Annotated in this window: 30 protein-coding genes; 23 read left to right on the plus strand and 7 right to left on the minus strand. The window is 45.4% G+C overall.

Annotation, left to right across the window (positions count from 1 at the left end; translation table 11 throughout):
- Positions 1 to 25: 25 nt before the first annotated feature.
- Together MKZ09_RS10990 and MKZ09_RS10995 are read right to left on the minus strand one after the other, a co-directional pair.
- Positions 26 to 1,015 (minus strand): permease, encoded by a 990-nt coding sequence (locus MKZ09_RS10990; protein WP_076133662.1) that lies wholly within the window; start codon positions 1,013 to 1,015, stop codon positions 26 to 28.
- Positions 1,012 to 2,040 carry a CobW family GTP-binding protein gene (locus tag MKZ09_RS10995; RefSeq protein WP_036679372.1) on the minus strand — a complete coding sequence of 343 codons (1,029 nt, stop codon included), beginning with the start codon at positions 2,038 to 2,040 and terminating at the stop codon, positions 1,012 to 1,014. Before MKZ09_RS10995 ends, MKZ09_RS10990 begins: the two co-directional genes overlap by 4 nt.
- Positions 2,041 to 2,243: 203 nt before the next feature.
- On the opposite strand from MKZ09_RS10995, the gene rpmG reads away from it, so the two are divergent.
- From rpmG to MKZ09_RS11045, 10 genes are all read left to right on the plus strand, one after another.
- Positions 2,244 to 2,393: a 50S ribosomal protein L33 gene (gene rpmG, locus MKZ09_RS11000; RefSeq protein ID WP_076098468.1), complete on the plus strand. Its 150-nt coding sequence runs from the start codon at positions 2,244 to 2,246 to the stop codon at positions 2,391 to 2,393.
- A 48-nt stretch (positions 2,394 to 2,441) separates the two neighbouring features.
- Positions 2,442 to 3,650: a GTP-binding protein gene (locus tag MKZ09_RS11005; RefSeq protein WP_076203199.1), complete on the plus strand. Its 1,209-nt coding sequence runs from the start codon at positions 2,442 to 2,444 to the stop codon at positions 3,648 to 3,650.
- Positions 3,651 to 3,868: 218 nt separating this feature from the next.
- Positions 3,869 to 4,576 (plus strand): metal ABC transporter ATP-binding protein, encoded by a 708-nt coding sequence (locus MKZ09_RS11010; RefSeq protein WP_076133689.1) that lies wholly within the window; start codon positions 3,869 to 3,871, stop codon positions 4,574 to 4,576.
- On the plus strand, positions 4,522 to 5,388 hold the full coding sequence (locus tag MKZ09_RS11015) for a metal ABC transporter permease (RefSeq protein WP_076133660.1): 867 nt from the start codon (positions 4,522 to 4,524) through the stop codon (positions 5,386 to 5,388). The genes MKZ09_RS11010 and MKZ09_RS11015 overlap by 55 nt, the downstream gene beginning before the upstream one ends.
- Complete coding sequence (locus MKZ09_RS11020; protein WP_076203203.1) at positions 5,378 to 6,436, plus strand: metal ABC transporter substrate-binding protein; 1,059 nt, start codon at positions 5,378 to 5,380, stop codon at positions 6,434 to 6,436. Before MKZ09_RS11015 ends, MKZ09_RS11020 begins: the two co-directional genes overlap by 11 nt.
- 27 nt (positions 6,437 to 6,463) lie before the next feature.
- On the plus strand, positions 6,464 to 6,733 hold the full coding sequence (rpsN, locus tag MKZ09_RS11025; protein ID WP_076133658.1) for a 30S ribosomal protein S14: 270 nt from the start codon (positions 6,464 to 6,466) through the stop codon (positions 6,731 to 6,733).
- 149 nt (positions 6,734 to 6,882) lie between these two features.
- Entirely contained in the window at positions 6,883 to 7,317 is a 435-nt protein-coding gene (locus MKZ09_RS11030; protein WP_081383129.1) for a DUF6157 family protein, read from the plus strand.
- Positions 7,295 to 8,065 carry a GNAT family N-acetyltransferase gene (locus tag MKZ09_RS11035; RefSeq protein ID WP_081394218.1) on the plus strand — a complete coding sequence of 257 codons (771 nt, stop codon included), beginning with the start codon at positions 7,295 to 7,297 and terminating at the stop codon, positions 8,063 to 8,065. Before MKZ09_RS11030 ends, MKZ09_RS11035 begins: the two co-directional genes overlap by 23 nt.
- A 16-nt stretch (positions 8,066 to 8,081) precedes the next feature.
- Positions 8,082 to 8,447, plus strand: coding sequence for a hypothetical protein (locus MKZ09_RS11040; RefSeq protein ID WP_076203207.1), 366 nt, complete (start codon positions 8,082 to 8,084; stop codon positions 8,445 to 8,447).
- 3 nt (positions 8,448 to 8,450) lie between these two features.
- Positions 8,451 to 9,086, plus strand: coding sequence for a class I SAM-dependent methyltransferase (locus tag MKZ09_RS11045; RefSeq protein WP_076203212.1), 636 nt, complete (start codon positions 8,451 to 8,453; stop codon positions 9,084 to 9,086).
- A 111-nt stretch (positions 9,087 to 9,197) separates the two neighbouring features.
- On the opposite strand, the gene MKZ09_RS11050 is transcribed toward MKZ09_RS11045, so the two are convergent.
- Both MKZ09_RS11050 and MKZ09_RS11055 read right to left on the minus strand, forming a co-directional pair.
- Positions 9,198 to 10,001 carry an MBL fold metallo-hydrolase gene (locus tag MKZ09_RS11050; RefSeq protein WP_076203216.1) on the minus strand — a complete coding sequence of 268 codons (804 nt, stop codon included), beginning with the start codon at positions 9,999 to 10,001 and terminating at the stop codon, positions 9,198 to 9,200.
- Positions 10,002 to 10,152: 151 nt separating this feature from the next.
- Entirely contained in the window at positions 10,153 to 10,737 is a 585-nt protein-coding gene (locus tag MKZ09_RS11055; protein ID WP_036679391.1) for a helix-turn-helix domain-containing protein, read from the minus strand.
- 164 nt (positions 10,738 to 10,901) lie between these two features.
- Here MKZ09_RS11055 and MKZ09_RS11060 point away from each other — a divergent pair, with 164 nt between their 5' ends.
- The 9 genes from MKZ09_RS11060 (at position 10,902) to MKZ09_RS11100 (ending at position 16,798) form a co-directional block, all read left to right on the plus strand.
- Entirely contained in the window at positions 10,902 to 11,189 is a 288-nt protein-coding gene (locus MKZ09_RS11060) for a Dabb family protein (RefSeq protein WP_076203220.1), read from the plus strand.
- Positions 11,190 to 11,396: 207 nt separating this feature from the next.
- On the plus strand, positions 11,397 to 11,837 hold the full coding sequence (locus MKZ09_RS11065; protein ID WP_076133653.1) for a DUF86 domain-containing protein: 441 nt from the start codon (positions 11,397 to 11,399) through the stop codon (positions 11,835 to 11,837).
- Positions 11,838 to 11,895: 58 nt separating this feature from the next.
- Positions 11,896 to 12,561, plus strand: coding sequence for a helix-turn-helix transcriptional regulator (locus MKZ09_RS11070; protein WP_038569796.1), 666 nt, complete (start codon positions 11,896 to 11,898; stop codon positions 12,559 to 12,561).
- Between the two features lie 100 nt (positions 12,562 to 12,661).
- A complete protein-coding gene (locus MKZ09_RS11075) occupies positions 12,662 to 13,150 on the plus strand; it encodes a YtxH domain-containing protein (RefSeq protein ID WP_076133652.1) in 489 nt (162 codons plus the stop codon).
- Between the two features lie 255 nt (positions 13,151 to 13,405).
- Positions 13,406 to 14,212, plus strand: a complete 807-nt coding sequence (racE, locus tag MKZ09_RS11080) for a glutamate racemase (RefSeq protein WP_036689641.1) — start codon at positions 13,406 to 13,408, stop codon at positions 14,210 to 14,212.
- A 305-nt stretch (positions 14,213 to 14,517) separates the two neighbouring features.
- Positions 14,518 to 15,726: a M14 family metallopeptidase gene (locus MKZ09_RS11085; protein ID WP_076203224.1), complete on the plus strand. Its 1,209-nt coding sequence runs from the start codon at positions 14,518 to 14,520 to the stop codon at positions 15,724 to 15,726.
- Between the two features lie 110 nt (positions 15,727 to 15,836).
- Complete coding sequence (locus MKZ09_RS11090; RefSeq protein WP_036689222.1) at positions 15,837 to 16,088, plus strand: hypothetical protein; 252 nt, start codon at positions 15,837 to 15,839, stop codon at positions 16,086 to 16,088.
- A 126-nt stretch (positions 16,089 to 16,214) separates the two neighbouring features.
- Complete coding sequence (locus tag MKZ09_RS11095; protein ID WP_036689223.1) at positions 16,215 to 16,517, plus strand: HesB/IscA family protein; 303 nt, start codon at positions 16,215 to 16,217, stop codon at positions 16,515 to 16,517.
- A gap of 41 nt (positions 16,518 to 16,558) precedes the next feature.
- On the plus strand, positions 16,559 to 16,798 hold the full coding sequence (locus MKZ09_RS11100; RefSeq protein WP_036689224.1) for a DUF1450 domain-containing protein: 240 nt from the start codon (positions 16,559 to 16,561) through the stop codon (positions 16,796 to 16,798).
- A 569-nt stretch (positions 16,799 to 17,367) separates the two neighbouring features.
- On the opposite strand, the gene MKZ09_RS11105 is transcribed toward MKZ09_RS11100, so the two are convergent.
- Both MKZ09_RS11105 and MKZ09_RS11110 read right to left on the minus strand, forming a co-directional pair.
- A complete protein-coding gene (locus MKZ09_RS11105; protein WP_076203228.1) occupies positions 17,368 to 19,407 on the minus strand; it encodes an LTA synthase family protein in 2,040 nt (679 codons plus the stop codon).
- 205 nt (positions 19,408 to 19,612) lie between these two features.
- A complete protein-coding gene (locus MKZ09_RS11110) occupies positions 19,613 to 20,752 on the minus strand; it encodes a THUMP domain-containing class I SAM-dependent RNA methyltransferase (protein WP_036689227.1) in 1,140 nt (379 codons plus the stop codon).
- Between the two features lie 202 nt (positions 20,753 to 20,954).
- On the opposite strand from MKZ09_RS11110, the gene MKZ09_RS11115 reads away from it, so the two are divergent.
- Positions 20,955 to 21,584 carry an O-methyltransferase gene (locus MKZ09_RS11115; RefSeq protein ID WP_076133648.1) on the plus strand — a complete coding sequence of 210 codons (630 nt, stop codon included), beginning with the start codon at positions 20,955 to 20,957 and terminating at the stop codon, positions 21,582 to 21,584.
- 4 nt (positions 21,585 to 21,588) lie between these two features.
- Here the strand turns inward: MKZ09_RS11115 and MKZ09_RS11120 are convergent, their stop codons facing one another.
- Positions 21,589 to 22,809: an MFS transporter gene (locus MKZ09_RS11120; RefSeq protein ID WP_038569803.1), complete on the minus strand. Its 1,221-nt coding sequence runs from the start codon at positions 22,807 to 22,809 to the stop codon at positions 21,589 to 21,591.
- Positions 22,810 to 23,039: 230 nt separating this feature from the next.
- Between MKZ09_RS11120 and hemE the strand changes: the two genes are divergently transcribed.
- The 3 genes from hemE to hemG are packed head-to-tail and all read left to right on the plus strand — an operon-like array spanning position 23,040 to position 26,531.
- Positions 23,040 to 24,101: a uroporphyrinogen decarboxylase gene (hemE, locus tag MKZ09_RS11125; protein ID WP_076125097.1), complete on the plus strand. Its 1,062-nt coding sequence runs from the start codon at positions 23,040 to 23,042 to the stop codon at positions 24,099 to 24,101.
- A gap of 52 nt (positions 24,102 to 24,153) precedes the next feature.
- Positions 24,154 to 25,110: a ferrochelatase gene (gene hemH, locus MKZ09_RS11130; protein WP_076133647.1), complete on the plus strand. Its 957-nt coding sequence runs from the start codon at positions 24,154 to 24,156 to the stop codon at positions 25,108 to 25,110.
- Positions 25,107 to 26,531 carry a protoporphyrinogen oxidase gene (hemG, locus tag MKZ09_RS11135; RefSeq protein ID WP_076203233.1) on the plus strand — a complete coding sequence of 475 codons (1,425 nt, stop codon included), beginning with the start codon at positions 25,107 to 25,109 and terminating at the stop codon, positions 26,529 to 26,531. The genes hemH and hemG overlap by 4 nt, the downstream gene beginning before the upstream one ends.
- The last annotated feature ends 144 nt before the right edge of the window (positions 26,532 to 26,675 follow it).

Genomic DNA, 26,675 nt, shown 5'->3' on the forward strand with positions numbered 1-26,675 from the left:
AGCAACAGCTTACCATTTCTATGAATTACATCCACAAGGACATGAATACCGCCCCAATAAACACGCTTGCGAAGATCAGAAAGAACAAATAAAGAGCGAATTTGGTCTTAAACAGTGAGAGCAACATCAATGAATTTTTGAAATCCAGCATGGGTCCGAATACCATAAAAGCGAGCAGAGCCCCCGATGGAAAAGAATGTACGAAGGTGGAAGCTACAAAGGCATCTGAGGTGGAGCAGAGCGAAAGTACAAATGCTAGTCCCATCATGAAAAAATATGAACCCAGCGGTTTAGCTCCGATCGCAGCCAGACTGTCTTGAACCATAAATGTCTGAATGCCAGCGGTTAATAAGCAGCCGATCATTAAATATTTTCCCATCTCAAAAAACTCATCTGAGGTATGGACGAAAACAGCGGCTATTTTTCCCCCACGAGAATTATTCTGATGAGCTTCCCCCGTTTCACGCTGAACATTTAGGCGGATGGGAGATTTTTTGACCGTTGCGTAGATTATCAAGCCTATGAGACAGGCTACAGCAAAAGCCAGACCCATACGGGCATAGGCCAGCTCCGAGTGGCTGCGAAATGCTGTCATGGTTGCCCCATAGACAACAGGATTTAGGATCGGTCCGGACAAAATAAACACGATAGCCACGTAAACAGGCATACCTTTATGGATAAGCCGGCGGACGAGCGGGATCATTCCACATTCGCAGACCGGAAAAATAATTCCGAGCAGACATGCGAACAGAATGGCCGGAAGAGGTCGCCGCGGAATCCACCGGGAAATCATTTCATCCGGGATAAAGACGCGAAGCAGTGAAGATAACAATGCTCCTGCTAATACAAACGGCAAGGCTTCCAGTAATATGCCGATAAAAGCGGTTTTGAAGGTGTCGATGTACGCATTATCCAGCAGCTCCAGATGATTCGGCAGCCATACAAAACCAATGATAATCAGGAACGAGATCGGGAGGAGCAACGGCAGTATTTTTAATGGTGAAAAGGTAGTCAAAACTCGAATAAGGCGGACCACCGATCTGCCAGCTGTTCTTCATCTATATTCATCCCGATGAACACCACATAAGGCATACCAGGATAACGAGAGGCTTCCCAGGTAGTACGCATCCCCGCATATTGAACAAGCTGAACCGGCTCCTGTTCGGACAAAAGAATATGCCCCTTGGCACGTAATAGGTTGTCACCCCATTCTTGGAAGAAGGCCTCTAGGCGTTCTTTAGAAGGCATGGTTGTCCTTACCTGCGGAATGGTTAACGTGATGGCTGTTACCTGCGAGAAAGAAGCATGCTGCTCCTCATGCAGCTCTTTTACAGCGGTTCCCCCATGCTCTGAATGCATTTGTTTCAGTGATGCTCCTTTGAAGGTTTGAGGCGCTCGTTGTGGAGCCGGAGCTATGATTTTACGTGGGATAATTCCTGACAATATCGGAGAGAGGTTGATTTCACTGTAATGGGTGTACACAATTTCAGCCTCCGTATTTTGTTTACGAACTCCTTTTTCAATTCGCCATAAGGTTTCCGGTTCTACGAGATCACTTTTATTAACGACAATAAGATCAGCTGTGGAGAGCTGCTTACGCAGGGTTCGAACGAGCTGTTTGTCAGAGGAGAGTCTGCTGTTATATTCCAGAGCATTTTCCGCATCTAACAGAGTGATAGTATAGTGCAGCTCCACCAGATCCTGTAGAGGGGTTTCCTGCAGCGTTTTGGCGATTTCTTCAGGATCGGCGACGCCGGTCAACTCCATATAAATGGCATCTGGACGTCCTCTCAGCAGCACCATCAGGCTATCTGCCAAATCCTCTTTGCGACTACAACATACGCATCCGTCCAGCAGTTTAGTTACAGCTGTACCGGTATGCTCTTGCAAAATATACCCGTCCACATCTCGTTTGCCCAGTTCATTCATTACTACTCCTGGATTCAGCCCTCTTACCTTGCTCTCTTTCAGCAGGGACAACAGCAGAGTTGTCTTCCCGCTCCCCAGAAACCCACTCAAAATAATTACTGGTATCTTCATGATCTCCACTCCTGCCTGATTCTCTAGGAATTACAAGAATCATATTTTTTATAATTCCATCTATACGTAATTTGTCCACCAGAAAGACCACAAAATTAAGAGAGTTGAAATTTTTACAAGATCATAGTTGACAGATTGTGAATAAACCGTGTACGATGTGTTAATCGTAATTATTACGATTTAATCAAAAGGAGATGGAAACGATGAGAGTAATCATTACTTTGGCATGTACGGAGACAGGAGATCGCAACTATACCACTACCAAGAATAAACGAAATCATCCAGGGCGTATGGAAATGAAAAAATATTGTCCACGCCTAAAAAGAGTAACCTTACATCGCGAAACCCGTTAAGGGCGGAGGCTTTTAATCTTGATTTTATAAACGATAGGAGTGGTATAGATGAAAAAGCTCCCTGTTACCGTGCTCAGTGGATATTTGGGCTCTGGGAAAACAACGCTGCTGAATCATATTTTGCACAACCGTGACGGGCTTAAAGTAGCTGTTATTGTAAATGACATGAGTGAAGTGAATGTGGATGCGAATCTGGTGAAGTCCGGAAATACGCTTTCTAGAACTGAAGAGAAATTGGTTGAGATGTCCAATGGTTGCATCTGTTGTACACTTCGTGATGATTTGATTGTCGAAGTACAAAAACTGGCTGCGGAAGGGCGATTTGATTACATCCTGATTGAATCCTCAGGCATTAGCGAACCTGTACCAGTGGCACAGACCTTTACCTATGCCAATCCCGAGTTGGATATTGATCTGACTTCGCTGGCTCAATTAGACACGATGGTGACTGTTGTGGATGCTGGGCGTTTCTGGCATGACTTCTCCTCAGGTGATAGTCTGATGGACCGCAACCAAACGGCTGGCGAAGGGGATTTCCGCGATATTGTGGATCTGCTTATTGATCAGATCGAAACTTGTGATGTCTTGCTGCTTAATAAGTGCGATCTGTTGAAAGAAGATGAACTCAACAAGCTTGAAGCTGTGCTGCGTAAACTCCAGCCGTCTGCTAAGCTGATCCGTACAATTAACGGCGTAGTAGATCCGAAGGAGATTCTTAATACCGGATTGTTTGATTTTGAGAAAACAAGCTTATCCTCTGGTTGGATCGCGGAGCTGAATAAAGAAACCCATACCCCTGAGACGGAGGAATACGGGATTTCTTCTTTCGTCTATCGCCGGAGAACACCGTTCCACCCGCAAAGATTAAGTTTTTTCTTTAGCAACTGGCCGGAAGAGGTCGTTCGGGCAAAAGGGGTGGTATGGGTAGCGGCAAAAGGCGATCTTGCAGCTACTATAAGTCAGGCAGGACCTTCCATTCAGTTCGGTCCTGCTGGTTACTGGTTGGCTACAATGCCTAAGGATCATCAGCTGGAGGTGCTGGAAAACGAACCTGAGCTGCGGGCGAAATGGGACGAGCAGTGGGGCGATAGAATAAATGAAGTCGTATTTATCGGTGTAAATATAGATCAGGCACAACTCGAAGCCAGATTGGACAGATGTCTGCTGACAGCGGAGGAGCTGAAGCAGGATTGGACAAAGTTTAACAATCCACTTCCGTGGCCTGTTGAAGAACTCCTTGCGGCTGCTGAGGAATAGATACTTAGTAAATTAACGGTGGAAATCCGGAATCCAGAAGGTGGGATTCCGGATTTTTGTTGTATGCAAAAGAGGCCTAATAGTTATTATTACGATTAATTTTTAGTTTTGGGTTTACAAATCGTAATGATTACGATATCATCAGATTTGTTAAATCGTAAAACTTACGATTTAATCTGAGGTGGACATAACAACAGTCAGAAGGGAGGCGAGGCATGATGATCCTATCATCCATGCGGAATGTAGTGTTCGGGTATGGGGATGAACCTGTTCTTGATGATATTTCATTAGATATTCATACCGGACAGTTTATTGGTATAACGGGACCCAATGGTGCTGCTAAAACCACCCTGCTGAAGCTAATGCTCGGCCTGCTTCGTCCATGGAGTGGAACGGTTCAGTTGAATAAAGAGTTATCAGATAACGGAAAGATGGTTATCGGCTATGTTCCACAGCAGGTAGCTTCTTTTAACGCAGGGTTCCCAAGTAAAGTGATCGAACTGGTTCGCTCGGGTTGTTATCCAAGGCTGGGATTATTTAGACGCTTTACACCTGAGCATGATGAGATCGTCGAGCGAAGTTTAAAGCAGGTGGATATGTGGCATTTGCGAGACCGGAAGATAGGAGAACTGTCAGGCGGCCAGAAGCAGCGGATTTGCATCGCTCGAGCATTGGCACAACAGCCGCAGATATTGGTTCTCGATGAACCTACTACGGGGATGGATCTGGACAGTCGCATTGGGTTCTATAAGCTGATGCGCCATGATGTCAGTGAACACGGCCGGACCGTAATCATGGTGACGCATGGCCTGGAAGAGACCAGCTCCTATCTGGATACGTTGATCAGCCTGGAACGAAAGGAGAATGAGGGTTGGCAATGTTTAGTTACGAATTCATGCAACGTGCATTTTGGGCCGGTGGTTTAATTGGCATTATCGGTCCGCTGCTCGGAGTATATCTCATGCTTCGCCGTCAGGTCCTAATGGCGGATACCCTCTCTCATGTTTCGCTTGCAGGAGTGGCACTAGGCTCAATACTACAGCTTAATCCGGCACTAAGTGGTTTCATGGTGGCGATTCTCGGTGGTATTGTCATCGAACAGCTTCGACGTTCTTATCGTACATATAGTGAGCTTCCGGTAGCTATTATTATGACCTCTGGATTAGCATTGGCGGTTGTACTTATGAGCTTAAAGCAGAATTTAAGTAAAAGCTTCAGTTCCTATCTGTTTGGTTCCATCGTTGCGGTCAGCGACACTCAATTAAAGATTATCGCTGTGGTTGCTGTAATCGGTCTGATCTATTTTATTGTGTTACGCAGATCCTTATATAATCTGACCTTTGATGAAGAGACCGCTAGTATCAGTGGAGTTCATGTGGGCTGGTTATCATTTTCGTTTGCTGTACTAACTGGAATGACAGTAGCTGCTGCGATGCCAGTTGTTGGAGTGCTGTTAGTCTCAGCGCTTATTGTTTTGCCAGCTTCGATTGCTTTGCGTATAGCGTCTGGTTTTACGACAGCTATATTGATCTCAATCGGCGTAGGGTTACTCGGCGTTTTTAGTGGCCTAAGTGCCTCGTATTACATCAATACACCGCCTGGTGGGACGATTGCTCTTATACTGCTATCGTTTTTATTAATCGCAATTTTGGTACAGAAGCTGATCCGACTAAGAAATCGTCGGCGAATTCATAAAACTATTTCCAGAAAAGGAGTTACACCTCTCAATGAAATTTAGAATCCATCATTTAGCCATTTTGTCCCTGTCCGCGTTACTTATTGCCGCCGGATGCGGTAATAATGCTGTTAATTCTTCTACTACTACGAATGCTTCTGGAGCCGCAGAAGCTACAGCCCTTCCGGAGTCATCTAAATTAAATATTAAAGTAAGTTTCTATCCAATTTACGAGTTTACCAAAAATGTGGCAGGAGATCTGGCGGACGTGGAAGCACTCATACCGGCAGGAATCGAACCCCATGATTGGGAACCGACTGCACAAGATATGGCAGAAATCTCAGATGCGGATATGCTGATCTATAATGGCGCAGGAATGGAAGGCTGGGTAGATCAGGTGCTGGAAAGTGTATCTGGTACTCCGTTAATTACTGTAGAAGCGAGCAAGGGTCTGGACATCATGGAAGGCACGGAAGAGGAAGAAGCTGACCACCACCATGAAGAAGGGGAACATGCTCATGAAGAAGGAGAGCATAATCATGAAGAAGGGGAACATGCTCATGAAGAGCATTCGCATGATCACGGTGGATTAGATCCGCATGTGTGGCTCAATCCTGCACTAGCCATTCAAGAAGTGCGTAACATTGAAGCAGCTTTAGCTGCTGCCTCGCCTGAACATGCCGAGGATTTTAAGACAAATGCAGATGCTTATGTAGCTAAGCTGGAGCAACTGGATCAAGAATTTAAGGACGGTCTTAAGGATACTAAACGCAAGGATTTTATCACTCAGCATGCGGCTTTTGGATACCTTGCCAAGCAGTATGGATTAACTCAGGTCCCGATTGCCGGACTATCTCCGGAGCAGGAGCCTTCTGCCGCAAATATGAGTAAGATTGTGGAGTTTGCGAAAGAGCATAAAGTGAAGACGATTTTCTTCGAGACACTTGTATCCTCCAGTGTGGCAGACACAATAGCAAAAGAGATTGGTGCCAAAGCAGCCGTTCTAAACCCAATTGAAGGATTAACAGAGGAAGATCGCAGTCAAAACCTGGACTATTTAGGAATCATGTGTAAGAACCTGGAAGCCTTGAAGAGTGCATTGAACGAGTAGATTTAAAGGATGGAAGGAGAACGAACTATGGCCAAGAAATCTAAAGTTGTGAAAGAATTGATGAGACAAGCACTAGTTGCCAAATACGCTGTTAAAAGAAAAGAACTAAAGGAACAAGGGGACTATATGGCTTTGCAAAAGCTGCCACGTGATTCCTCCGCAACTCGTCAAAAAAATAGATGCAAAGTGTCTGGCAGACCTCGAGGCTATTTGCGGAAATTTAATGTTTCCCGAATTGTTTTCCGCGAATTGGCGCATAAAGGTCAGATTCCGGGTATTACCAAGTCGAGTTGGTAAATGAGAACGGCCAATCCTCCGTAGTTTAGAGGATTGGCCGTTTTTGCTGTTCATCCATCATGGGCTTCAGAAAATTCGGCTATGCTTAGAATAGGAAAATGATTTATCATAGAAGGAATATATTTCTATTTAAGATGGAGGTGATGCAAATGAGCTATACCGATACTTTTATTCGTGTAGCAGAGGACTGCCCTGAGGAAATAGGAGTTCCTCCGATGTCTTGCCGAACGCTCCCGCCTGCACATGTGATTCAATATGAACTGTTAATTAATGAGCCCTACAAATACAATCATGAAGAACTTCTGTACGAGGTTCATGTGCGCCATAAACAAATTCCACAGGAAGAACGTTTGGCCCGTAAGGAAGAAATATGGAACGAACTATTTTCCAAAAATCATCCTTGTCTAAGGGCTTCACTGCTGCCAAAGCGTTTTGGTTGGGGTGTTCATTATAACGGTGAGGGGAAGATAGCTCTCTATGGCAAAGAGTCTCCCGAATATGACTATTTTACCTCCCAAGGGGAGGGGGCTGTGAAATTACTGCCTGCGATGCGTAATAAACGTGCTTCAAAAGGAGCGGATTAAGCTGTATAAATTCGTAGAAGAAATCACACTTAATACTTGGCCGGCGGAGCAAAGTGTACTCCTGCAGGGCTGGATTCTACGTTCGGCAGCTGGTTATACAAAAAGGGCCAATTCGGTCAATCCATTATACGGGGCTGACAGCTCTCAGGTTGAACTCGCAGAACAAATCAAGCTTGCGGAGCGGTATTATGAGCATGCTGGACTACAGTCCGTGTTCAAAATAACCCCCTACATCCAGCCGGCAAAGCTTGATGAGATTCTTGCAGAGCGTGGCTATACAATTGCCGAGCCTTCATCTGTAAGGCTTCTTGATCTGGGGGGCTTAGCGAGCCCCGATCTGCGTTATACGGTTCAGATACAGGAGAGTTTAACTGAAGAGTGGCTGCACGCCTTCAGTGAGCTTACCGGGTTGTCTGATAAGAACCGTGAAACCTTAACTAGAATGTTGTCTGCATCACATTTGCAGCAGGGTTATGTCCTGTTGTTTAATCAGGGTGTTCCTGCCGCCTGTGGTCTTGGTGTGATTCAGAACGGGTACTTGGGTCTGTATGATATTGTCACTTCCCCTGCTCATCGTAGAAAGGGAATGGCGGAACAGCTGCTGCTAGCGTTGCTTAATTGGGGTAGAGCAAAGGGAGCAACAACTTCCTTTCTACAAGTTGTGCAAGCGAATGCGGGGGCTTCAGCTTTGTATGACAAGCTGGGTTTTAAGGAGATTTATCAGTATTGGTATAGAGTGAAATACTAGCTGAGGAGGGGATGCAGTGAGAAAATTAGGATTGAATCTCCTGATCATTATTGTGTACTGTTTTCCATTTGTATATTTCGCGATGGATAAAGATTTCAATCATGGTTCAATGGTTGGTTATTTAATGATGATCGTCATAACATCGCTAATAGCTTTTTTGGGAAAATGGTCTAATAATATAATTGCTATAGTCATTGGGAATATCGTTTCTGCATTTGTCTCTTATTATTTTATTAGCAACTTGTCAGGGGAAGGCGGTTGGGACGGGGCGTTTTTCAAACCACTTGGACCTACAGGGTCGTTTATATTTTTTAGTATGCTGAACCTGATCCCTCAGTTCCTTGCGATGAAATTAGCGAATAAATTTAAAAAGAAGGTCTAATCTATGTCCGAATACTGGAATCGAAGATTTGCTCAGGAAGGTATGATCTGGGGGAGTGAACCTAGTCCTACAGCTCAGGCAGCAAGGGATATATTCCGGCAACATAACGTGAAATCAGTTTTAGTCCCAGGTGCGGGATACGGAAGAAATACGAAGGTGTTCTCAGATGAGTTTAAGACCTTAGGCATTGAGTTGAGCGAGGACGCGTTAAAGATGGCGGCAGAATGGGACCCCAAGAGCCATTTTATCTCAGGTTCCGTATTAGATCCTATTTCTGAAGTACAGGTTGATGCTGTCTACTGCTATGACGTATTGCATTTATTTCTCGAAGAGGATCGCCGCAGGCTCGTAGCTAATTGTCTGGAACAGCTGCGGCCGGATGGCTTGCTCTATTTTACCAGCTTTTCCGATGAGGATGCGAACAACGGCTGTGGAACACTTTTGGAACCGGGAACCTACGAATACAAAGAGGGAAAATACGCCCATTTTTTTAGTGATGAAGATTTAAGACAACATTTTGCAGGTTCGAAAATAATTTCGACTGGCTCATGTGTGGAGACTTTATGTGGACCGCTTGGAAAAAAACATCAATACATACTGAGATATATAGTCGCACGTAAATCTGCACTAAACAAATAATTAAGGGAGGAACTCCCTATAATTTCGTTGAATATCCGTGAATTGGCTATATCAAATGAATTATAGGGACTTTTTCCCTAGACCTCTGTGCGCTGATCAGGAGTACCTTTTTTACACAAATTTACCTTGACCCGGTAGCGCCATTTCTTTGAAATTTTTGCATAAATGAGCAAGCTGAGTGGACAGCTCCTCACCTTCCATAGGTACTCCATGTCCCGAAAGAACATGATGTGGATTCAGCAAGGCGAGGGTACGGACCGATTTCTCAGCAGCTTCCCAGTCTGTCGTGAAATAAGAGGGTGGGCCATGCACCACCTGATGCTGCGTAGCCACTGCAAATACGGATTCCTGTTTGACCGTAAGGAACGTATCACCTGCGATCAGCACTCTATCCTCAGGCCTGAACAGGGAGATATGTCCAGGACTATGTCCAGGGGTATGGATCCATTCCCAGCCCTTCGCACCAGGGACAGTCCTGTCTTCCGGCAAGGGATGAACGGCTGAACCAAGGTCAATGCCATGATGTGAAAATAAAGGGGAAATCATGCTCATAAGCCCGCCGCCTACGGCCGGATCGGCTGGAGGGTAGTCTTCTTTACCTGTCAGAAAAGGTAGTTCTAGCGGATGAGCATATACAGGCACATTCCATTCCTCAACAAGCCTTTTTACACCCCCAATATGGTCAAAATGCCCATGCGTCAGGATAATTGCCACCGGAGGTTTATCATAATGCTCCGTAGCAAAATCAATAATATTGCCTGTATATGAGCTAAGACCAGTATCTACAAGAACCCAATCCGAAGAGGGCTGGCCAATTAATGCGACATTTACAAACATAGTGCGAAGTCCAATGACACCAGGGGCCACATTCCAAGTATCGGTATAGCCCTTTGACAGTATTCCGTTAAGTTTCATCTTGCGCCTCCTGACCCGTTCTTTAGTACTACACAATATATTTACACACAGTAGTATGACCTCTTTTTAAGAAAAAAAGGTATGGCAAATAACCCTTCTCATGATTTCTTGAAGAAGGGCTGTGTTAGACGTGTTTTGTGAGAGGATTGTATTAGAGCGTTCCGCAGTCTGCAAATAGAATATGGCGTGGAATCCGAAAGAAAGCTTCGGCTTTTTCCTGCAGAGCAGGGGTCGGCAGATGGCTGTTGTGGAGCCATTTTCGAAATGTTCCAGGATGGACGCCTATCCAGATACTTACATCCGTTACTGAGAAATCGTAAACCATACAAAGTCCGGTCAGGATAACATTGCTGCGCGGTGAACTGGTAATACTTCTTTTCATAAAACGTGAGGGTGTAGGCTGACATACAATAGGGCTTTGACGAATCAATGCTTCATTGAACAGAATGTGGGGTGGGTACCCCAATAGGCGGCAGGTCTTGTCAATGTTATTGTTGGAAGGGATACGACCTTCGTATACCCAAGCGCTTACACTGCGTGAGGATATACCAAGCTCTTCTGCGAGTCGTGACAGCTTGATATCCTTAGCCATCAATACAGCAAGCAGCACACGGTTTCTAATCTGGCTGCGCTTTGGACGGCGAAATCTTTTGACTCGAACGCCTTGTCCAAGGTATTTGCGATTGATCAGAGACCACGCCTGGATATTATGAGTTTCTTGTTGGTTATTAGGCATAATTCCTCCGATTTTTTAAAAATATACTACAACACTTTCTGGTATATCGGCAATGGTTAATGCTGCTATTTCTGACAACACCGTTTAAGTTTCTTTCAGAACAGCTACGCTTATGATATATTTTTAATATCTAATTACAATATTACATTAGGGAGCGATATAGAATGATCAAACATATTGTGTTTTTCAAATTAAAAGATCGGTCCGAAGAAAGCGTAGCAGCAACGGTAGCGGTACTGCGTAATATGGAAGACAAGATCCCGCAGCTTCTCTCCATCGAGGTGGGTGCTGACATCATTCATTCCGATCGTTCCTTTGATATTGCTCTAGTCACAGAAGTGGCTTCTCTAGAGGATTTACAGGCGTATCAGGTTCACCCGGCTCATAAAGAGGTTATTGCTCACATTAATGAAGTCAAAGAGCTCTCAATTGCTGTAGATTACGAAATTTAAGCTGCTGCTTGAATATAGTATCATCATTTTATACCGGAAGCGGTGACAGGAATGCGTGAGCTTGAGTATCCAATGGAAGCGTTAACTTATTTAGTCGTTTTTCTCGGAGCATGTTTCGTAATGTTCTTCTGGCTGAAACGCCGTGGCAAACGCGGTAAGTAGAGATTAGGACGATTCTCTAACTATTATCGACATGGGGGTATTGCTGTGTATTATGTCAACCGCAATCAAATCGAAACCATTCTTGCTCAAATCCCTGATATTACCGCTGGTCTTCGGACTGTAGCAGCTTCCTGGGAGGGTACAACATTAACCGGACTAATACAAGAACGCTGCCTCCATCTGGCAATAGAGGTTGTAACAGACGTTGGTAGCTGTCTCATTGACGGGTTTATTATGCGTGATGCTGGAAGTTATGAGGATATAATTTCTATTATTCATGAAGAGAAAGTGCTAGGTCAAAGTGAGATTTATGAAAGATTGATAGAATTAGTTGCTCTGCGTAAGCCACTCGTTCAGGATTATTATGCCTGGGAGAGAGGTGATCTGCATCCACTTACCCCCATTCTTTCGGAAGTACTTGAGCAGTTTGCCGTTGAGGTACGGAAATATTTGGACCAGGAGCTTGGAGCCAGCGTACCGCTATAATAACATAGGATAGAATCACATAGAATAGGCGATAGCCGTGAAAGAGAGGGGTTCCTTTATGATGAAGATGGGGCAGGAAAACGGATCGACAAGACAAATGATTATGACGCTCCTGAAGACGAAAGGAACACTGACCATCGGCGCGCTGGCAGAAGAATTGGGAATTACAGAGATGGGTGTCCGTCGTCATGTGCTTCAGCTGGAGCAAGAAGGGCTTGCAAAGACAAAAGTGGTCCGGCAAGCGATGGGGCGGCCTTTACATATGTACTCATTAACGGAGAGAGCCGAAGAATATTTTCCAAAAAGTTATCACAACTTGGCTTTGGAGCTTCTGCGTGAATTGGATTACGGCAGTGGACTGGATGCTGTTAATACATTATTTGAAGGACGCCGCCGCCGGATGCTCGCTCAGTATGCTCCGATGATGGAACGGCGGAATTTGGAAGAACGCGTCGCCGAATTATCTTCCATCCAAAATGCCGGTGGATATATGGCAGAATGGAACCGCGAAGAGGATGGCTCATATGTCATAAGGGAGTACAATTGCCCGATTCGCCAAGTGGCTACCCAGTATCGTAAGGCTTGCCAATGTGAGCATAGTCTTTTCGAAGAACTGCTGGATGCTAAGGTAACACGTAATGAATGTATGGCAGAGGGCGGCCATTGCTGCCGCTACGCTATCGTACCCAAAAATGTTACAGACAAAACTTCTGAAAAGTTATAATAATTAGTCACAAGACAATCCCCTGCTGCTTATGATATAGCAGATATAGGCATTAGCCCGGTAGAGCGGGGAGCAATGAATTTAAAGGAGAGATGAAACGATGAAAAAGGACACCAAAGGCTTATTATGGGGCGCTTTAGTCGGCAGTGTGGTTGGATCGGTAACAGCACTGCTGTTCGCACCTAAACCAGGTAAAGAGCTGCGCAAGGATATTGCGGAAGGAACTGCCGCTGGTATTGAGAAGGTTCAAGAAATTGCCGTTCAAGCCGGAGACAAGAGCATTGAGATTTATGACAAAGCAAAAGATTCGATTGGGCATGTAGTGCATGAAGTTCGGGAATGGAGCAAATCATGTGCGAATGCTGTTGATGAAGAAGAAAAAATCACAGTAACTGTAAGCGGTATTGCTACAGAAGATGCTGTAGAAGCAGTTGACGCTGTAGAAGCTGTTGAAGCTGTTGAAGAGGCTGCTGCCACTTTGGAAGTGGAAACTGAGTTGGTTGAGGCCACTATTAGTGAAGATGTAAGCGAAGAAGTTAGCCTTGAAGAAGTCGTTCAAGATGACAAGGTTGATAAAGAAATTCTATAATGGGACCGTGGTTTAAATCCTCTGTTTCAGTGGTAAAAGAGTACTCATTCTCTTATAATAGAGCCGCTTTTTCGCATTGGGCGGAGGGTGGCTTTTTTAATTAGTTTGCACCCGCTTGTTAAATGATGGAAGAAGACTAGTCTTGAACTAAGAGGGCAAAAGGAGTAATATCTGCAATTGGGGCTGAAAGCCAGGTACATTTTGTTTTCACCTTACATAAGCTACACAAAACAAGTAGAAGGAAGCGGTGTGTTCGTGCAGCAAGCTATAGCAATATTAGACTCAGGTGTGGGAGGGTTAACAGTTGTCAAAGAAGTGATGAGGCAACTCCCGCGGGAGAAGATCATTTATTTCGGAGATACTGCCCGAGCTCCGTACGGACCCCGTTCGACCGAGGAAGTACAACTGTTTACTGAACAAATTGTAGATTATTTGATCCAGTTTAATCCTAAAATGATCGTTATCGCTTGTAATACCGCAACAGCTGCGGCACTCGATTATATCTCAGCGAAGGTCTCCATCCCTGTAATTGGGGTGATTCATCCCGGAGCCCGCGCAGCAATTAGCGCAACCAAAAGCGGACATGTCGGCGTGATCGGTACGGTAGGAACCATCAACAGCGGAGCTTATACTAACGCATTAAAGCAATTGTCCCCTTTTGTTGAGGTTGTAAGTCAAGCCTGTCCAGCGCTTGTCCCACTTGTCGAGCAAGGCAAGTTCCGCTCAGAGAAAAGTTACGATATCGTAGAAGAGGCACTAGAAGGCATTAAAGACACTAACATCGATACTTTAATTTTAGGATGCACTCATTATCCATTTCTTGTAGAACCCATTGGTGAGACTATGGGATCGGGAGTCAAGCTGATCAGTTCTGCAGATGAGACCGCTCGTGAGATCAGCACAATTTTATATGACAAAGGCAAGCTGTCCATTGGCGATGAAAGTCCAATTCATCAGTTCTTCTGCAGCGGTGATGCTGAGATGTTTCAAAGCATCGCGCGAGACTGGCTTGGAGAACAAATTAGACGTACTCCAGTAGTGTGGCAAGTATCCACGTTATAAGCAGGAGCAATGTTGAATTGAATAGGGACAAACTCTATGGGAGTGTAAAAGAAAAACAGACTGGGAAAGCACATTTCCCGGTCTGTTTTTTTGAAATATAAGCATTTATATGCTGTGGAACTGTAATATCCTTATTTTCATGAGAAATGGTAGCCATCTATAAAGGGCGATGACGTTGTTTTTTCTTGTGATTCATTTCTCCTTCATGCCGGGTAGTGGCGCTTGCATACAATAGTGTTAAGTGCTGTATGCCGCTGTTTTTGTATTGCTGTATCAGCAATTTAAGGCCGAGAGGATGAGACCTAATGCGACAATATATTGCAAACAGGGGAGATACCGTAAGCCGAATTGCCGCTCTACATGGATTAACTCCTAAGCATGTTATTCAAGGTAATCCATGGGTTGGGAGACAATCTTATTTATACCCAGGCCAGGTTTTATTTCTGCCATCTTCGCCGCGTAAAAGGTATGCTGTGCAGGAAGGGGACACTCCAGAACGGATAATCTCATTATTTAATGTGAATTTAGAGGATTTGGAGAAGCTTAACCCTGGTGTGACCTCAGGGCGCTGCTGTACACCTGGAAAAATACTTGTCATTCCACCCCCGATTCCAGACCGCGTGGTGTTTCTGCGCGGGGAGTATGGTCCGTCTGATGTTGAGAGCGACATTGCCAGCTTGCTTGTCCAATACCCGTTTATACAAGCAGCCACAATAGGCACGAGCGTACTCGGCAAGCCACTCCATGTACTCAAGATCGGGAACGGCACTCGTCATCTGCATGTTAACGCCGCTTTACATGCCAATGAATGGCTGACTTCGCCATGCTTGATGTCCTTCATAGAGGAGTATGCAGCAGCTTATGCTGAAGGCTTGGAATGGAATGGACACAACCCTGAGGTTTGGTTCCAAAACTGGACATTATGGGTTGTGCCTATGGCTAATCCAGATGGCGTGGAGCTGGTTCAGGAAGGGGTTTTGCCTGACCATCCGTTTTATGATGACCTCATGAAATGGAATGGTGGACGAAGCAGCTTCCGGCATTGGAAAGCTAACATCCGCGGTGTGGATCTTGGGGATCAATTTCCCGCTCATTGGGAAGAGGAGCGGGAACGTCGGGGAGTAAAGCAGCCCTCACCGCGGGATTACAGCGGCCCTGAGCCGCTGAGTGAGCCTGAAGCAGCTGCTCTGGCAGCCCTGGCTGAGAAAGCGCCTGGCGAAGCTGCAGTGTCTCTGCATAGCCAAGGAGGAGAGATTTATTGGAACTACCGCGGGTATGAGCCTCCCGAGAGCCGCGAATTAGCCGCGCAGCTGGCAGTTGCGAGCAGTTACCGGGCAGTGGAGCTGACTGGAAGTGATGCCGGATATAAGGATTGGTTTATTCAGACCTTCCGCAAACCTGGATTTACTGTGGAGCTTGGGATTGGCAAAAATCCGCTGCCACTAGCAGATTTTGAAGATATGGCCCTGGAAACAGGACTTATATTGGCAACGCTCCTTTCCAATGTGAAATAATTATGAAACATTTGCAGTAAACTTGCGTAAAATAAACCATAGGGTATGGCCGCTGTCGTCACTACACGTTATCCGCGGCTGTATCCTTTTTATTTGGGAGGAGGGTCACCATGAAACTGAAAAAAATACTGTCACTAAAACAATGGTCCCATATCTTCAGTAGCTCCTGGCAATACATCCGCTCCCCTAAAGTAGCAATGGGGGACAAGCTGTTATTTACAATTCCAGTACTGCTCTATTGGGTCTTGCCGGACTTCATGCCATTTATTCCGATCGATGATATTGGAGTGACCATGCTGCTGATGGGCTGGTTCGTGTCACGAATGGGACGGAAATATCCCACCCTTCAGCAGGGTGAATAGGGTAACACCGCACATTTTCGACAAGAACTTCAGAGCTAATTAGCCAATATAGTTGCTTTTAGATATCATTTACCTTTAAAATAAGTAATTGAGTATTTAATTTTCGGACTAGGAGATGGAATATAGATGAAGGTCAAAATTACCCGTAATGCGGCTAAAGTGATAAAGAAACAAATGGAGCTTGAAGGAAACAGCGAGTTGAAGCTGCGCGTAGCAATTACACATGCACACGGTGATCATGCTCACTACGGACTGGACTTGGACACGCCTAAAGAGAACGATGTTGTAGTATCGACAGATAAGGAAATCGATGTTATTCTTGATCCGAGCCAACCACTCCTTGATGGCGTGGTCGTTGATTATTTGTATCTTCCACAAGAAGGTTTTGTCATTACGAATCCCTCTAAAGGTAATCACGGCGATCACTAAACACTCGCCTGTAAATTTCGAACACAAAGAAGGGTTGCTCCATGGCTAACGAAATACAAGTGTGCGATGAATGTAATTTCATGAAGTTGAAAAGTATTATCCCTAAGCTGCAAAAAATGGCACCTGATGCTGAGATCAAGGTCGGCTGCAAGTCGTACTGCGGTCCATGTGGCAAACGGGCTTTTGTTTATGTGAATGGTCGTTATGTGAGTGCTCCAACGGAGGATGAAGTGTTGAAGAAAGCAGAAGCTTTTATCAAACAGCCCTCCGTTCAGAAATAATACTGAGTTCTTATCAACTAAGATAATAGGGTCGATCCCTCTTCATTCTCAGAATAAGTAAAAGTAAACAGAGCAGCGATTCTCCTGTTATTTGGAGGATCGCTGCTCTGCGTTTTCTTGCCATTGGCGGCTTACTTCAATCATGTCCATCGTCCCGTCATTTCTCCGTCTCCTCATCTCATCGACCCATCATCCCACCATCATCCCACCATCATCCCACCGTCTCCTCATCTCCTCATCTCATAGGGGTTACGGACTCAGATGACGTTATTTGCCTGTTTTTAACCTTTAAAGCAAGATTTCGGACCCCAGTGACGCTATTCCTCAGAAAGAGGCTCATATCGGCGTTTTTCAGGCTAATAGCTGCTCTGGAGTCCGTTAGCATTCCAAATCTCGGATAATGCTGCGTTTAGGGTCAGCTGTGTCCGTTAGTGAGATACTTCACGTATCGGAAAACCAAACGTGCTTCCAACAACGATCAAGTGGTAAATGTCCAACATAGAGAGGATATCGCAGCAGCTATCTTCGGTAGTTTTTGGGACAGTCTCTTCGTTTACCCGGATGTAAGCTTAAGGTGCAGATTGTGTGTTCTTGAGCTTCTTGATTCCATCATATTTCATGATATCGTCGGAGATCTGTAGCCGGAGCTTGCTGGTCTCATACCCGATACTGCACTCCCCTACGTCAACGGCTTCCCGGCTTTCGAGACTATAACAGGTTCCGCTGGCAAATTGCCCATTTTCGCTGGGGAGATAAGACAGCTTTGCATCGGCATAGGCGCCGGATCGCAGCGTTACAAGACGCTCATGCCCGCTAAACAGATTATTGCCCATGAGATAATAAGGATCACGTGAGATCCCCAGCAAATGGAGCAAGGAAGGTGTAAGATCCAACTGACCCGCTGGAGCTGAATCTAGGACAGAGGCGTTAGAGCCTGGCAGATGAATGAGCAAGGGAACCTGATGCATTATTTGCTGCATATCGAGTGCGCTAAGGCTTTTGCCAAGAAATTGTTCGTAATAAGAGGTCTCCTGGATCGAATTATCATGATCTCCATAGAAAGCAACAATGGTATTATCCCACAGCCCACGCTGCTTCATCTCTTTGACCATTTCCCCTAAAGCTTCATCCGTATAGTGAACAGCCTGCAAATAATCTCCGAAGATCGTGCCCTTGAACTCTCCAGTATCAAGCCCTTGTTTATCTGCAGGGAGAGAATAAGGATGATGGCTGGATAGTGTAGTCAAAAATGAATAAAAAGGTTGCTGTATCGTTTCTGAAGTGTTCATAATTTCGAGGGATTGCCGCAAAAAGGATTTGTCACCCAGAGACCAGCCTAGAGGTTCGTCTATTGTATAGTCTTTTTTGTTATAAAAATGGTCATAACCCATCGCGTTATACATAATCTGCCGATTCCAGAAGCTGCCTTCATACGCATGAAAAGCATTGGTACTGTAGCCCTTTGATTTCAAAATAGCAGGCAGCGTGTCAAACTGATGATCCGGGTAACGGACAAATACCGAGCCGGAGACCAGCGGGTACAGGGAAGCGTTGGACGTGAAATCCGCATCGGAAGTTCGGCCTTGTGAGGTCTGATGGTAGTAGTTGCTGAAATAGGTGTTTTCTTTGATTAGAGCGTTCAGATTAGGCGTGATCTCCTGGCCGGATATTGAGCGTCCAACTACAAAGTTCATAAAAGCTTCAGCTTGAATAACAACGATGTTGCTTCCGCTGTATTTTCCAAAGCTGTCATTATTGGCACTTTGCTCAGTGTTTTGTTCATTGAACCAGAGCTGCATTGAGGTGGCTTCTTCTTGCGAAAGCTCGGGCTGCGGACCTAGATGATCTTTAGCATATAAGTAAATATCATAACCGTGAAAACCGATTAGTCCGGTTACGTTATACATCGCCAGACTCCACCAGTTGCCAGTGAATAGATCTTTAGCCCAGGTAGTAGCGTAGGTGTGTATAGGTCCAAAGGTTAGCACGCAACCTAGCGCCAGAGCAACGATGCCATTCACGCTTCTTTTTAGCGTCCTGCTCAGGCGTGAAGAGCGGCGGGAATAACCGGTTTGAGAATAAGAGTGAGATTGCCCAGAACGGCGAGGGGCGGCATTAGACAAGTATGTATGGGTTTTCCGGTGGTATAACCCTATTCCGATTCCATAGGCAATAAGCAGAAGCCAGTCAGCGAACAAATAAAGATCGGAAGGACGCAGTAGGGCGAAGATACTTCCACCAAGTGCATCCATCTGTCCAGCCTGAAACAATACGGGTACCGTGATAAAATCCTGAAAATAACGATAATAGACGATATCCGAATAAATAAGCAGCGTCAGAAGCAAGTTTATACTTAACAACGCTATCGTCTGTCCCCGGCGGGGAAGCCACAGGGTCCAAAAAGACAATAACATGACTGAACCTACAGCAATCCACTTGTCCTGCCGGTTCATATCTATATTGGGAGCATGCAGCCCACTATGCAGAAATAATAACTTGGCCAGCATGATGCCAAGAAAAAGGAGATAACCGATATATCGCGAGCGAAGCACAGCAGCTATTGTACTTGTTACGGTTGTGCTGCTCCGACTTGATGGAAAGCCAGACATTATAAAACCTCCTAACACAGAAAATAAATAAAACCAGAATAAACAACGTTGTTGTCTTTTTTAGATGATAAACGTTTCTCGTAGAAATATATGAGCGTAAAGTTATAGGCGCTAAACTAAAACAGTCTTATACTCGGAGAAAAACGGACACCCTCCTCATACGAGGTAGATGTCCGTTCTGCATTCAAAACAAGGGTGATCCTAATTATTTCGGATTTCTAGGTGGAAGTGGACCCAAGTATTGATAATATTGACACTCGATACGTCCGTTATACAGTTTGCGGCGTTTGTCTGCCTTACGACCGTAAAATTGTTCGAATTCCTTGTAAGGGCTGATCGCAAAAAATGACCATGTTGGCAGATATATCATCATTTCACCAAACTGGCGGGTCAGCTTCTCCACTTCTTTGTCATTACTGATCCGTTCCCCATAGGGAGGGTTGGTAATGATACAACCATATTCTCCTTCAGGTCTTGCTTTGGCGGCAGCCATCACTTTGAAGGTGATTTCACCGGACAGTCCAGCACTCTTAGCGGCGGCTTCAGCAATTTCAATTGCTTCAGGATCGATGTCCGTACCCGTTAATTGCAAAGGATAATCGTCGCGCACAGCATCGAAAGCTTCTTCGCGAGCCTCTTCCCAAAGATGTTTTGGGATGACTGGCCAATGTTCAGATGGGAATGAGCGGCGTAGTCCTGGTGCAATATTCCAAGCGATCATGGCAGCTTCAATTAACAGTGTTCCCGAACCACAACATGGATCGAACAGCGGCCGATGGCCATTCCAGCGGCTAAGCTGGATAAGTGCAGCAGCCATCGTTTCCTTCAGCGGAGCCTCTGTTGCATGTCTGCGGTAACCCCGTTTGTGAAGCGCGGGTCCTGTGGTATCTAATGTGATCAAAGCGATGTCATTTAATAAAATCACTTCGATCACATATCGAGGACCGTTCTCCGGGAACCAGTCTGTATGATACGAAAGCTTCAGCTTCTCGACGATGGCTTTTTTGACAATCCCTTGGCAAGCGGGTACACTCGTTAGTTGTGATTTATGGGACCGTCCTTCAACCGGGAATTCTCCATTCTCTGGAATCCAGTCTTCCCAAGGCAAAGCTTTAACCCCTTCGAACAACTCGTCAAAGGTTTTAGCAGGGAATTGGCCCATTTTAACCAATACGCGGTCAGATGTACGCAGCCACAAGTTACAGCGACAGATATCGATGTAATCACCGCTGAATAATACTCGTCCGTTCTCGACCTTGGTCTCATAACCCAGTTCGTTTAATTCGCGCGCTACCACAGCTTCTAAGCCCATAGGGGCAGTAGCGATTAATTGTAATTTGCTCAAATACTCTCAACTCCGTTTAACTTGTAGATAAATACAAAAAGCCAGTACAATAAGAAGAGACGACATTGTCGTCCTTTAAAGCATCCATACAAGTATAGGGGAATGTGGGACACTTCACAATGCCCGGCATTCCATAAATCATAAAATGTTCCCCGTCATCCCTTACTATGAGCAAACGGGGGATCCTTAAAGGAGAATCTTTATGCTTACCCAAGAAGAATACAGTGAACAACTTTATACCGAGGACGAAATTCTGCTTCAAGTAAAAGAAGCAATCGTTCAAGCAGGCATGCCGCCGGTGTCTGTCGAGCCGGGGTATGGAAGACTGCTCACGATGCTAGTTAGACTGTCTCGCTCTAAGCGTATTTTGGAAATTGGCGCACTTGGCGGTTACAGCGGAATTTGCTTGTCCCGCGGTTTCTCTGAAAGTGGCACACTGACTTCGCTAGAGCTGAGAGCCGACTATGCCGAGCTTGCCCGCCGTAATTTAGAGCTGGCAGGCTTTGGCGATACTACGGAGTATAGAATAGGACCCGCAATGGAAAGCCTGAAGGCATTGGAAGCAGAGGGCGCTAGGTTCGATTTCTTTTTCATTGACGCAGATAAGTTGAACTACACTAACTACTTGGAATATGCCATCAAGCTGGCCAATCCAGGAGCGATCATCGCGGGTGATAATATTTTTCTCCGTGGACGGACCTTAAATACAGATAGAAATGGTCCTGCCATCCTGGCTGTGCGCCACTTCAATGAGATGATCGCCACGGATGAACGCCTTATCAGCACATGTCTGCCTGCCTATGATGGACTGGCACTAGCGATGGTCAAATAGCTGATTAGCGAAATAACCGCGGTGTTGTTACTTTGTACAGCTTCAATCGAACCCAAATCGTATTAACCAGCAGCAAGCAGCCGGATATAATGAAGAGCCCCTCAATTCCGATGTAACCTGATAGAAAGCCGCCCAAGATAGCTCCCAGCATATTGCCTAGCGCCAATGTACTGCTGTTGAAGCCGAATGCGCGGCTTTCTTTTCCGTCAGGGGTATAGGAGCGGATAAGCGCATTAACGCTGGGCAAAAGTCCGCCCATAAAGACTCCCATTAGGAAACGGACAATAATCAGCTGCCAGACACTAGTTACGAATGCCTGCGGAATTAGGAATAGTGAAGCGCCAATTAACGCATAGGTCAGAATACGATGTGCGCCGACCTTGTCACTTAGCTTCCCAAGCAAGGGCGAAGCCAGCATATTGGAGATCCCTGTAACTGCACTGACCATCCCGGCCAAGAAGGCTATATTCTCAGCGGGTCCATTTAATTTTTCTACATAGAGTGGCAACAAGGCCATAGGACTAATCATTGCAAATTGCAGCAGAAAGGTTACACCGAATAGAGCTGGAAGCTGAGGGATTTTGATTAATTCCTTCAAGCCTGCGAGTACAGAAACCTGTGGCTCCTGTGCGGCTTCGGCGCGGTCGAATTTTTCTTTAACAAGAAATAATGCCAGCAGAGAAGCGATGAAGAGCAAGGCTCCAACGACATAAAAAATTGGCCGGAATCCGATTAAATCGGCAAGTAAGCCACCAATCAGTGGCCCTAGAATTGTTCCTGCTACAGATCCTGATTGCATTAATCCCATGGAGAAGCCCATACGTTCTTTGGGGGTAGTACCCGACACCAGTGCGATGGAGGCGGGATTGAAGCCAGAGATTGTACCGTTTAAGAGACGGAGCAGGAGCAGCTGTAAAGGGGATTGTGCGAAGCCCATTAATACCATGACAATAGCCATCCCAAAGCTGGAACGCAGCAACATGATTTTACGTCCATACTTGTCTGCAAGCTTGCCCCATAATGGCTGGAATATGAAAGAGGTTAAGAAGTTTGCGGCAAAAATAAGTCCCGCCCAGATTCCAATTTCATGTTCACCCTGGACACCAAGATCCTTTGCAAGGTACAAGGTCAGGAAGGGAGTAATCATTGTCATTCCAGCATTCACCAAAAATTGCCCGAACCAAAGCACTAAGAGGTTGACCTTCCAGGTCTCCCATTTCTTCATAGTGCTTTCACATCCTTTCAAAGAATTTCAGAGAATATATGATTCACGGAAAAAATGCCATTTTATCAGTATATCATTTTTTGCAGCTTAATGTGTGCAACACATGTCATAGTAATGTCATAGGATTGTCATTCCAAACTCTTCGTATTAGTTGTTACAAGCTTTTAAAAAGGGCATAATAGTAGATATGCCGATAAAAAAATCTAATAAAATATAATGGAGATCTTATCATGACCTACAATGACACTTTTATCCGCGCCTGCAGAAAGCAGGACACGGAGCACGTTCCCGTATGGTACATGCGGCAGGCCGGCCGTTATGATCCCGAGTACCGTAAAATTAAGGAAAAATATTCATTGCTTGAAATCTGCAAGCAGCCTGAGCTGGCGGCAGAAGTAACCATGATGCCCGTTCGCAAGCTGGGTGTGGATGCGGCCATTTTGTATTCCGACATTATGAATCCAGTTGCTTCAATCGGAGTGAAATTCGATATCGTTAAGGATATCGGTCCAGTGATTGAGAATCCGATCCGTAGTGCAGCTGATGTGGAGAGACTAAAACCCATTGATGTGGAGGGTGATCTGAGCCACATTTTGGAAACGATTGCTATTCTCGATAAGGAACTGGACGTTCCTTTGATCACTTTTGCAGGCGCGCCGTTTACAATTGCCAGCTATTTGATCGAAGGTAGACCGTCCAAAGGATATATTCGTACGAAAGAGCTAATGTACAGTGAACCCCGTGTCTGGGAAATGCTGATGGACAAGCTGGGCGATATGATTATCACTTACCTCCGAAGTCATGTACGGAGTGGAGGAAAGGCCTTCCAATTGTTCGACAGTTGGGTTGGTGCGCTTGCTCCACGCGATTTTGAAACGTATGTGCTGCCAACGGTTTCTCGTATTTTTTCTGAATTATCTGATCTTGATGTACCTAAAATATACTTTCCTGGCGTAAGCTCTGGAGAATTACTGCCAAGTCTTACGAAGCTTCAAGCAGACGTAATCGGGCTGGATTGGCGAGTTAGCTTGACTGAAGGCCGACGCAGAATAGGGAATAAATTTGCGATTCAAGGAAATCTTGATCCTTATTTGCTTACAGCTCCGATGGACCTCTTGAAAGAACGCGCGAAAGCACTGATCGATGAAGGGGTGCTCGAGCCAGGTTATATCTTCAATCTGGGCCATGGATTATTCCCGGAGGCCTCATTAGACAAACTTAGAGAATTGACGGAGTATATTCACGCTTATTCTCAGGAAGTATTACAAGAAACGGCTAAGCAACGTTCGTAAAAATATAAGAATTTATTTGTTCGGCTATTAAATTGTAAAGGGGACGGAATCCGTGACAGTAAAAATAGGTGTTCTCGTCATGTCGTATGGCACTCCTAAGAGCCTAGAAGATGTTAAAGCTTATTACACGCATATTAGACGGGGGAATCCGCCAACAGCGGAGCAGCTTAAAGAGTTAACCGACCGTTATGAAGCAATCGTCGGGGGGGTATTCCCACTGCGGGAGAATACAGACCGGCAAGTAGAAGCTTTACAAGCAGCATTAAATGCGGATAAAGCGGGAGCAGATGTTGAATTTGTCTGCTATCAAGGCTTGAAGCATGCCAGCCCCTTTATTGAGGACGGCGTTGAGGCTATGGCGAAGGATGGCATTACTCAAGCAGTGGGTATTGTTTTGGCGCCACACTATTCCAGTATGAGTGTGGGGAGCTACATCAAGCGTGCACAGGAAAAGGCTGATGCATGCAAGATTGACATGGGTTTTGTAGAGAGTTACCATATGCATCCTGAATTGATTGATGTGTTAAGCCAAAGAGTGTCGGCGAAGCTGGATCAATATATTGAAGCAGGCGCGACCCGTGATGAGATTCGCGTATTATTCAGCGCTCATAGTCTTCCAGAACGTATTCTGGCTATGGGTGATCCATATCGGGATCAGCTGCTGGAAACTTCGCAGGCAATTGCAGCTCAAACAGGCGTAACCAATTGGCAGTTTACTTGGCAAAGTGCTGGCCGCACAGCTGAACCGTGGCTTGGTCCGGATATTCTGGACACGCTGCAACAGCTTAGTAAAGAACAGGTGGAATACGTATTGGTGGCCCCTATCGGATTCGTATCCGATCATTTAGAGGTACTTTACGATCTTGATATTGAGGCAACAGCCGTAGCTTCGGAGCTTGATATGCGTCTTATGAGGATTGACTCACTGAATAGTGATCCCGCATATATGTCTGTATTGAGCGATGTAATTCGTAAACGACTGGAGCAGATGAAGGCCGCTCAATCATGATTGGCCCCACAAGAAAAATTGTTATCATAGGCGGAGGGCTGAGCGGACTCAGCGCCGCCTTTTATATTCGTAAATTTTATAAAGAAGCGGGTATTAAGCCTGATATTGTCTTGCTTGAGAAAGAGAAAAACCTCGGTGGAAAGATTGAAACCTTACATCGCGATGGATTTGTGATTGAAAAGGGACCGGATTCATTTCTGGCGGAAAGGGCGGAGATGTGCGAGCTGGCTAAGGAATTGGAACTGGATCACGAGCTGGTATCCACTAACCCTCTTGCTAAGAAGCGATATATCTTGCAGCGGGACAAGCTTAATCCATTGCCAACCGGTCTTGTACTCGGTATCCCTACCGAACTGAAACCTTTTTTATCAAGTGGGTTAGTTTCGTTTGGGGGAAAAATACGTGCGATGATGGATTTTATTCTTCCTCCGCGGCGTGATGATGAAGACGAATCGCTTGGTGAGCTTATTGAGCGCCGTCTAGGGTCTGAAGTGCTGGAGAACTTAACCGAGCCACTCCTCTCTGGCATGTACGCCGGAGATATACAGAAAATTAGCCTGCATGCTACTTTTCCGCAATTTGGACAATTAGAACAGCAGTATGGCAGCCTTATTCGTGGAATGCGCACAGGGCGAAAGAATAAAAAGACACAGGAAGGGACTACACAGAGTACCTTCTTGACGTTCCGCAAAGGGCTGCAAAGTCTCGTGCATAGTCTGATTTATGAGCTGCATGATGTCGAACAACGGACGGAGTCTAACGTAGTTTCTATTCAGGCTGCTGAGAGTCCTTCTATTTATGAGGTAGAGCTGGAGAATGGCGAACGGTTGCTTGCGGATGATGTATATATCACTACGCCTAATTTTTCGGCTGCTGACTTACTTCGTCCACATATGGAGGTTACGGCGCTGGAAGCGGTGGATTATGTTTCAGTGGCGAATCTAGTCATGGCTTTTAACAAAAAGGATATTGTTAACGAATATGATGGATCGGGTTTTTTTGTGCCTCGTAAAGAAGGGCGAAATATTACTGCCTGCACATGGACATCTACGAAATGGCCGCATACGGCTCCTGATGATAAGGTGCTTTTACGCTGTTATGTGGGTCGTTCTGGTGATGAACAGAATGTTCAACTGCCTGATGAGGCTTTGACGGAGCTTGTACTTAAAGATTTGCGAGAGATCATGGGCATTACTGCGAATCCAATATTTACGGAAATCACCCGCTTAGAGCATTCCATGCCGCAGTATCCTATAGGACATCTTGATAATATCACCGGATTCCGCAAAGAATTAGCGGCTTCGCTTCCTGGTGTGTATGTCATTGGCGCCGGATTTAATGGCATAGCCATGCCGGATTGCATCAAGCAGTCCAAGCTTATTGCGGAAAGCGTTGCTAAACAGCTAATGAATGAAATGTGAGTATGATGACTAAATAAAACAGTGAGGCGAAGCATGAGGCGCCTCACTGTTTTATTTAGTTAGTAAAATTTTCTATTTCTATCGACTCTCTTATTTGTAGGGTGCTGTGATAGATATGCTATAATAAAAACAATTTGAGAGTAG

It is taken from the genome of Paenibacillus sp. FSL R5-0908, from assembly GCF_038006245.1.
In the GTDB taxonomy this organism is placed as follows: Bacteria; Bacillota; Bacilli; order Paenibacillales; family Paenibacillaceae; genus Paenibacillus_AQ; species Paenibacillus_AQ odorifer.

What these genes read in the sequence shown, in the direction of transcription:
- MKZ09_RS10995 (WP_036679372.1), bottom strand. Translation starts at nt 2,040, where the DNA reads ATGAAGATACCAGTAATTATTTTGAGTGGGTTTCTGGGGAGCGGGAAG.
- rpmG (WP_076098468.1), top strand. Translation starts at nt 2,244, where the DNA reads ATGAGAGTAATCATTACTTTGGCATGTACGGAGACAGGAGATCGCAAC.
- MKZ09_RS11005 (WP_076203199.1), top strand. Translation starts at nt 2,442, where the DNA reads ATGAAAAAGCTCCCTGTTACCGTGCTCAGTGGATATTTGGGCTCTGGG.
- MKZ09_RS11010 (WP_076133689.1), top strand. Translation starts at nt 3,869, where the DNA reads ATGATCCTATCATCCATGCGGAATGTAGTGTTCGGGTATGGGGATGAA.
- MKZ09_RS11020 (WP_076203203.1), top strand. Translation starts at nt 5,378, where the DNA reads ATGAAATTTAGAATCCATCATTTAGCCATTTTGTCCCTGTCCGCGTTA.
- rpsN (WP_076133658.1), top strand. Translation starts at nt 6,464, where the DNA reads ATGGCCAAGAAATCTAAAGTTGTGAAAGAATTGATGAGACAAGCACTA.
- MKZ09_RS11030 (WP_081383129.1), top strand. Translation starts at nt 6,883, where the DNA reads ATGAGCTATACCGATACTTTTATTCGTGTAGCAGAGGACTGCCCTGAG.
- MKZ09_RS11045 (WP_076203212.1), top strand. Translation starts at nt 8,451, where the DNA reads ATGTCCGAATACTGGAATCGAAGATTTGCTCAGGAAGGTATGATCTGG.
- MKZ09_RS11050 (WP_076203216.1), bottom strand. Translation starts at nt 10,001, where the DNA reads ATGAAACTTAACGGAATACTGTCAAAGGGCTATACCGATACTTGGAAT.
- MKZ09_RS11055 (WP_036679391.1), bottom strand. Translation starts at nt 10,737, where the DNA reads ATGCCTAATAACCAACAAGAAACTCATAATATCCAGGCGTGGTCTCTG.
- MKZ09_RS11060 (WP_076203220.1), top strand. Translation starts at nt 10,902, where the DNA reads ATGATCAAACATATTGTGTTTTTCAAATTAAAAGATCGGTCCGAAGAA.
- MKZ09_RS11070 (WP_038569796.1), top strand. Translation starts at nt 11,896, where the DNA reads ATGATGAAGATGGGGCAGGAAAACGGATCGACAAGACAAATGATTATG.
- MKZ09_RS11075 (WP_076133652.1), top strand. Translation starts at nt 12,662, where the DNA reads ATGAAAAAGGACACCAAAGGCTTATTATGGGGCGCTTTAGTCGGCAGT.
- MKZ09_RS11085 (WP_076203224.1), top strand. Translation starts at nt 14,518, where the DNA reads ATGCGACAATATATTGCAAACAGGGGAGATACCGTAAGCCGAATTGCC.
- MKZ09_RS11090 (WP_036689222.1), top strand. Translation starts at nt 15,837, where the DNA reads ATGAAACTGAAAAAAATACTGTCACTAAAACAATGGTCCCATATCTTC.
- MKZ09_RS11095 (WP_036689223.1), top strand. Translation starts at nt 16,215, where the DNA reads ATGAAGGTCAAAATTACCCGTAATGCGGCTAAAGTGATAAAGAAACAA.
- MKZ09_RS11100 (WP_036689224.1), top strand. Translation starts at nt 16,559, where the DNA reads ATGGCTAACGAAATACAAGTGTGCGATGAATGTAATTTCATGAAGTTG.
- MKZ09_RS11105 (WP_076203228.1), bottom strand. Translation starts at nt 19,407, where the DNA reads ATGTCTGGCTTTCCATCAAGTCGGAGCAGCACAACCGTAACAAGTACA.
- MKZ09_RS11115 (WP_076133648.1), top strand. Translation starts at nt 20,955, where the DNA reads ATGCTTACCCAAGAAGAATACAGTGAACAACTTTATACCGAGGACGAA.
- MKZ09_RS11120 (WP_038569803.1), bottom strand. Translation starts at nt 22,809, where the DNA reads ATGAAGAAATGGGAGACCTGGAAGGTCAACCTCTTAGTGCTTTGGTTC.
- hemE (WP_076125097.1), top strand. Translation starts at nt 23,040, where the DNA reads ATGACCTACAATGACACTTTTATCCGCGCCTGCAGAAAGCAGGACACG.
- hemG (WP_076203233.1), top strand. Translation starts at nt 25,107, where the DNA reads ATGATTGGCCCCACAAGAAAAATTGTTATCATAGGCGGAGGGCTGAGC.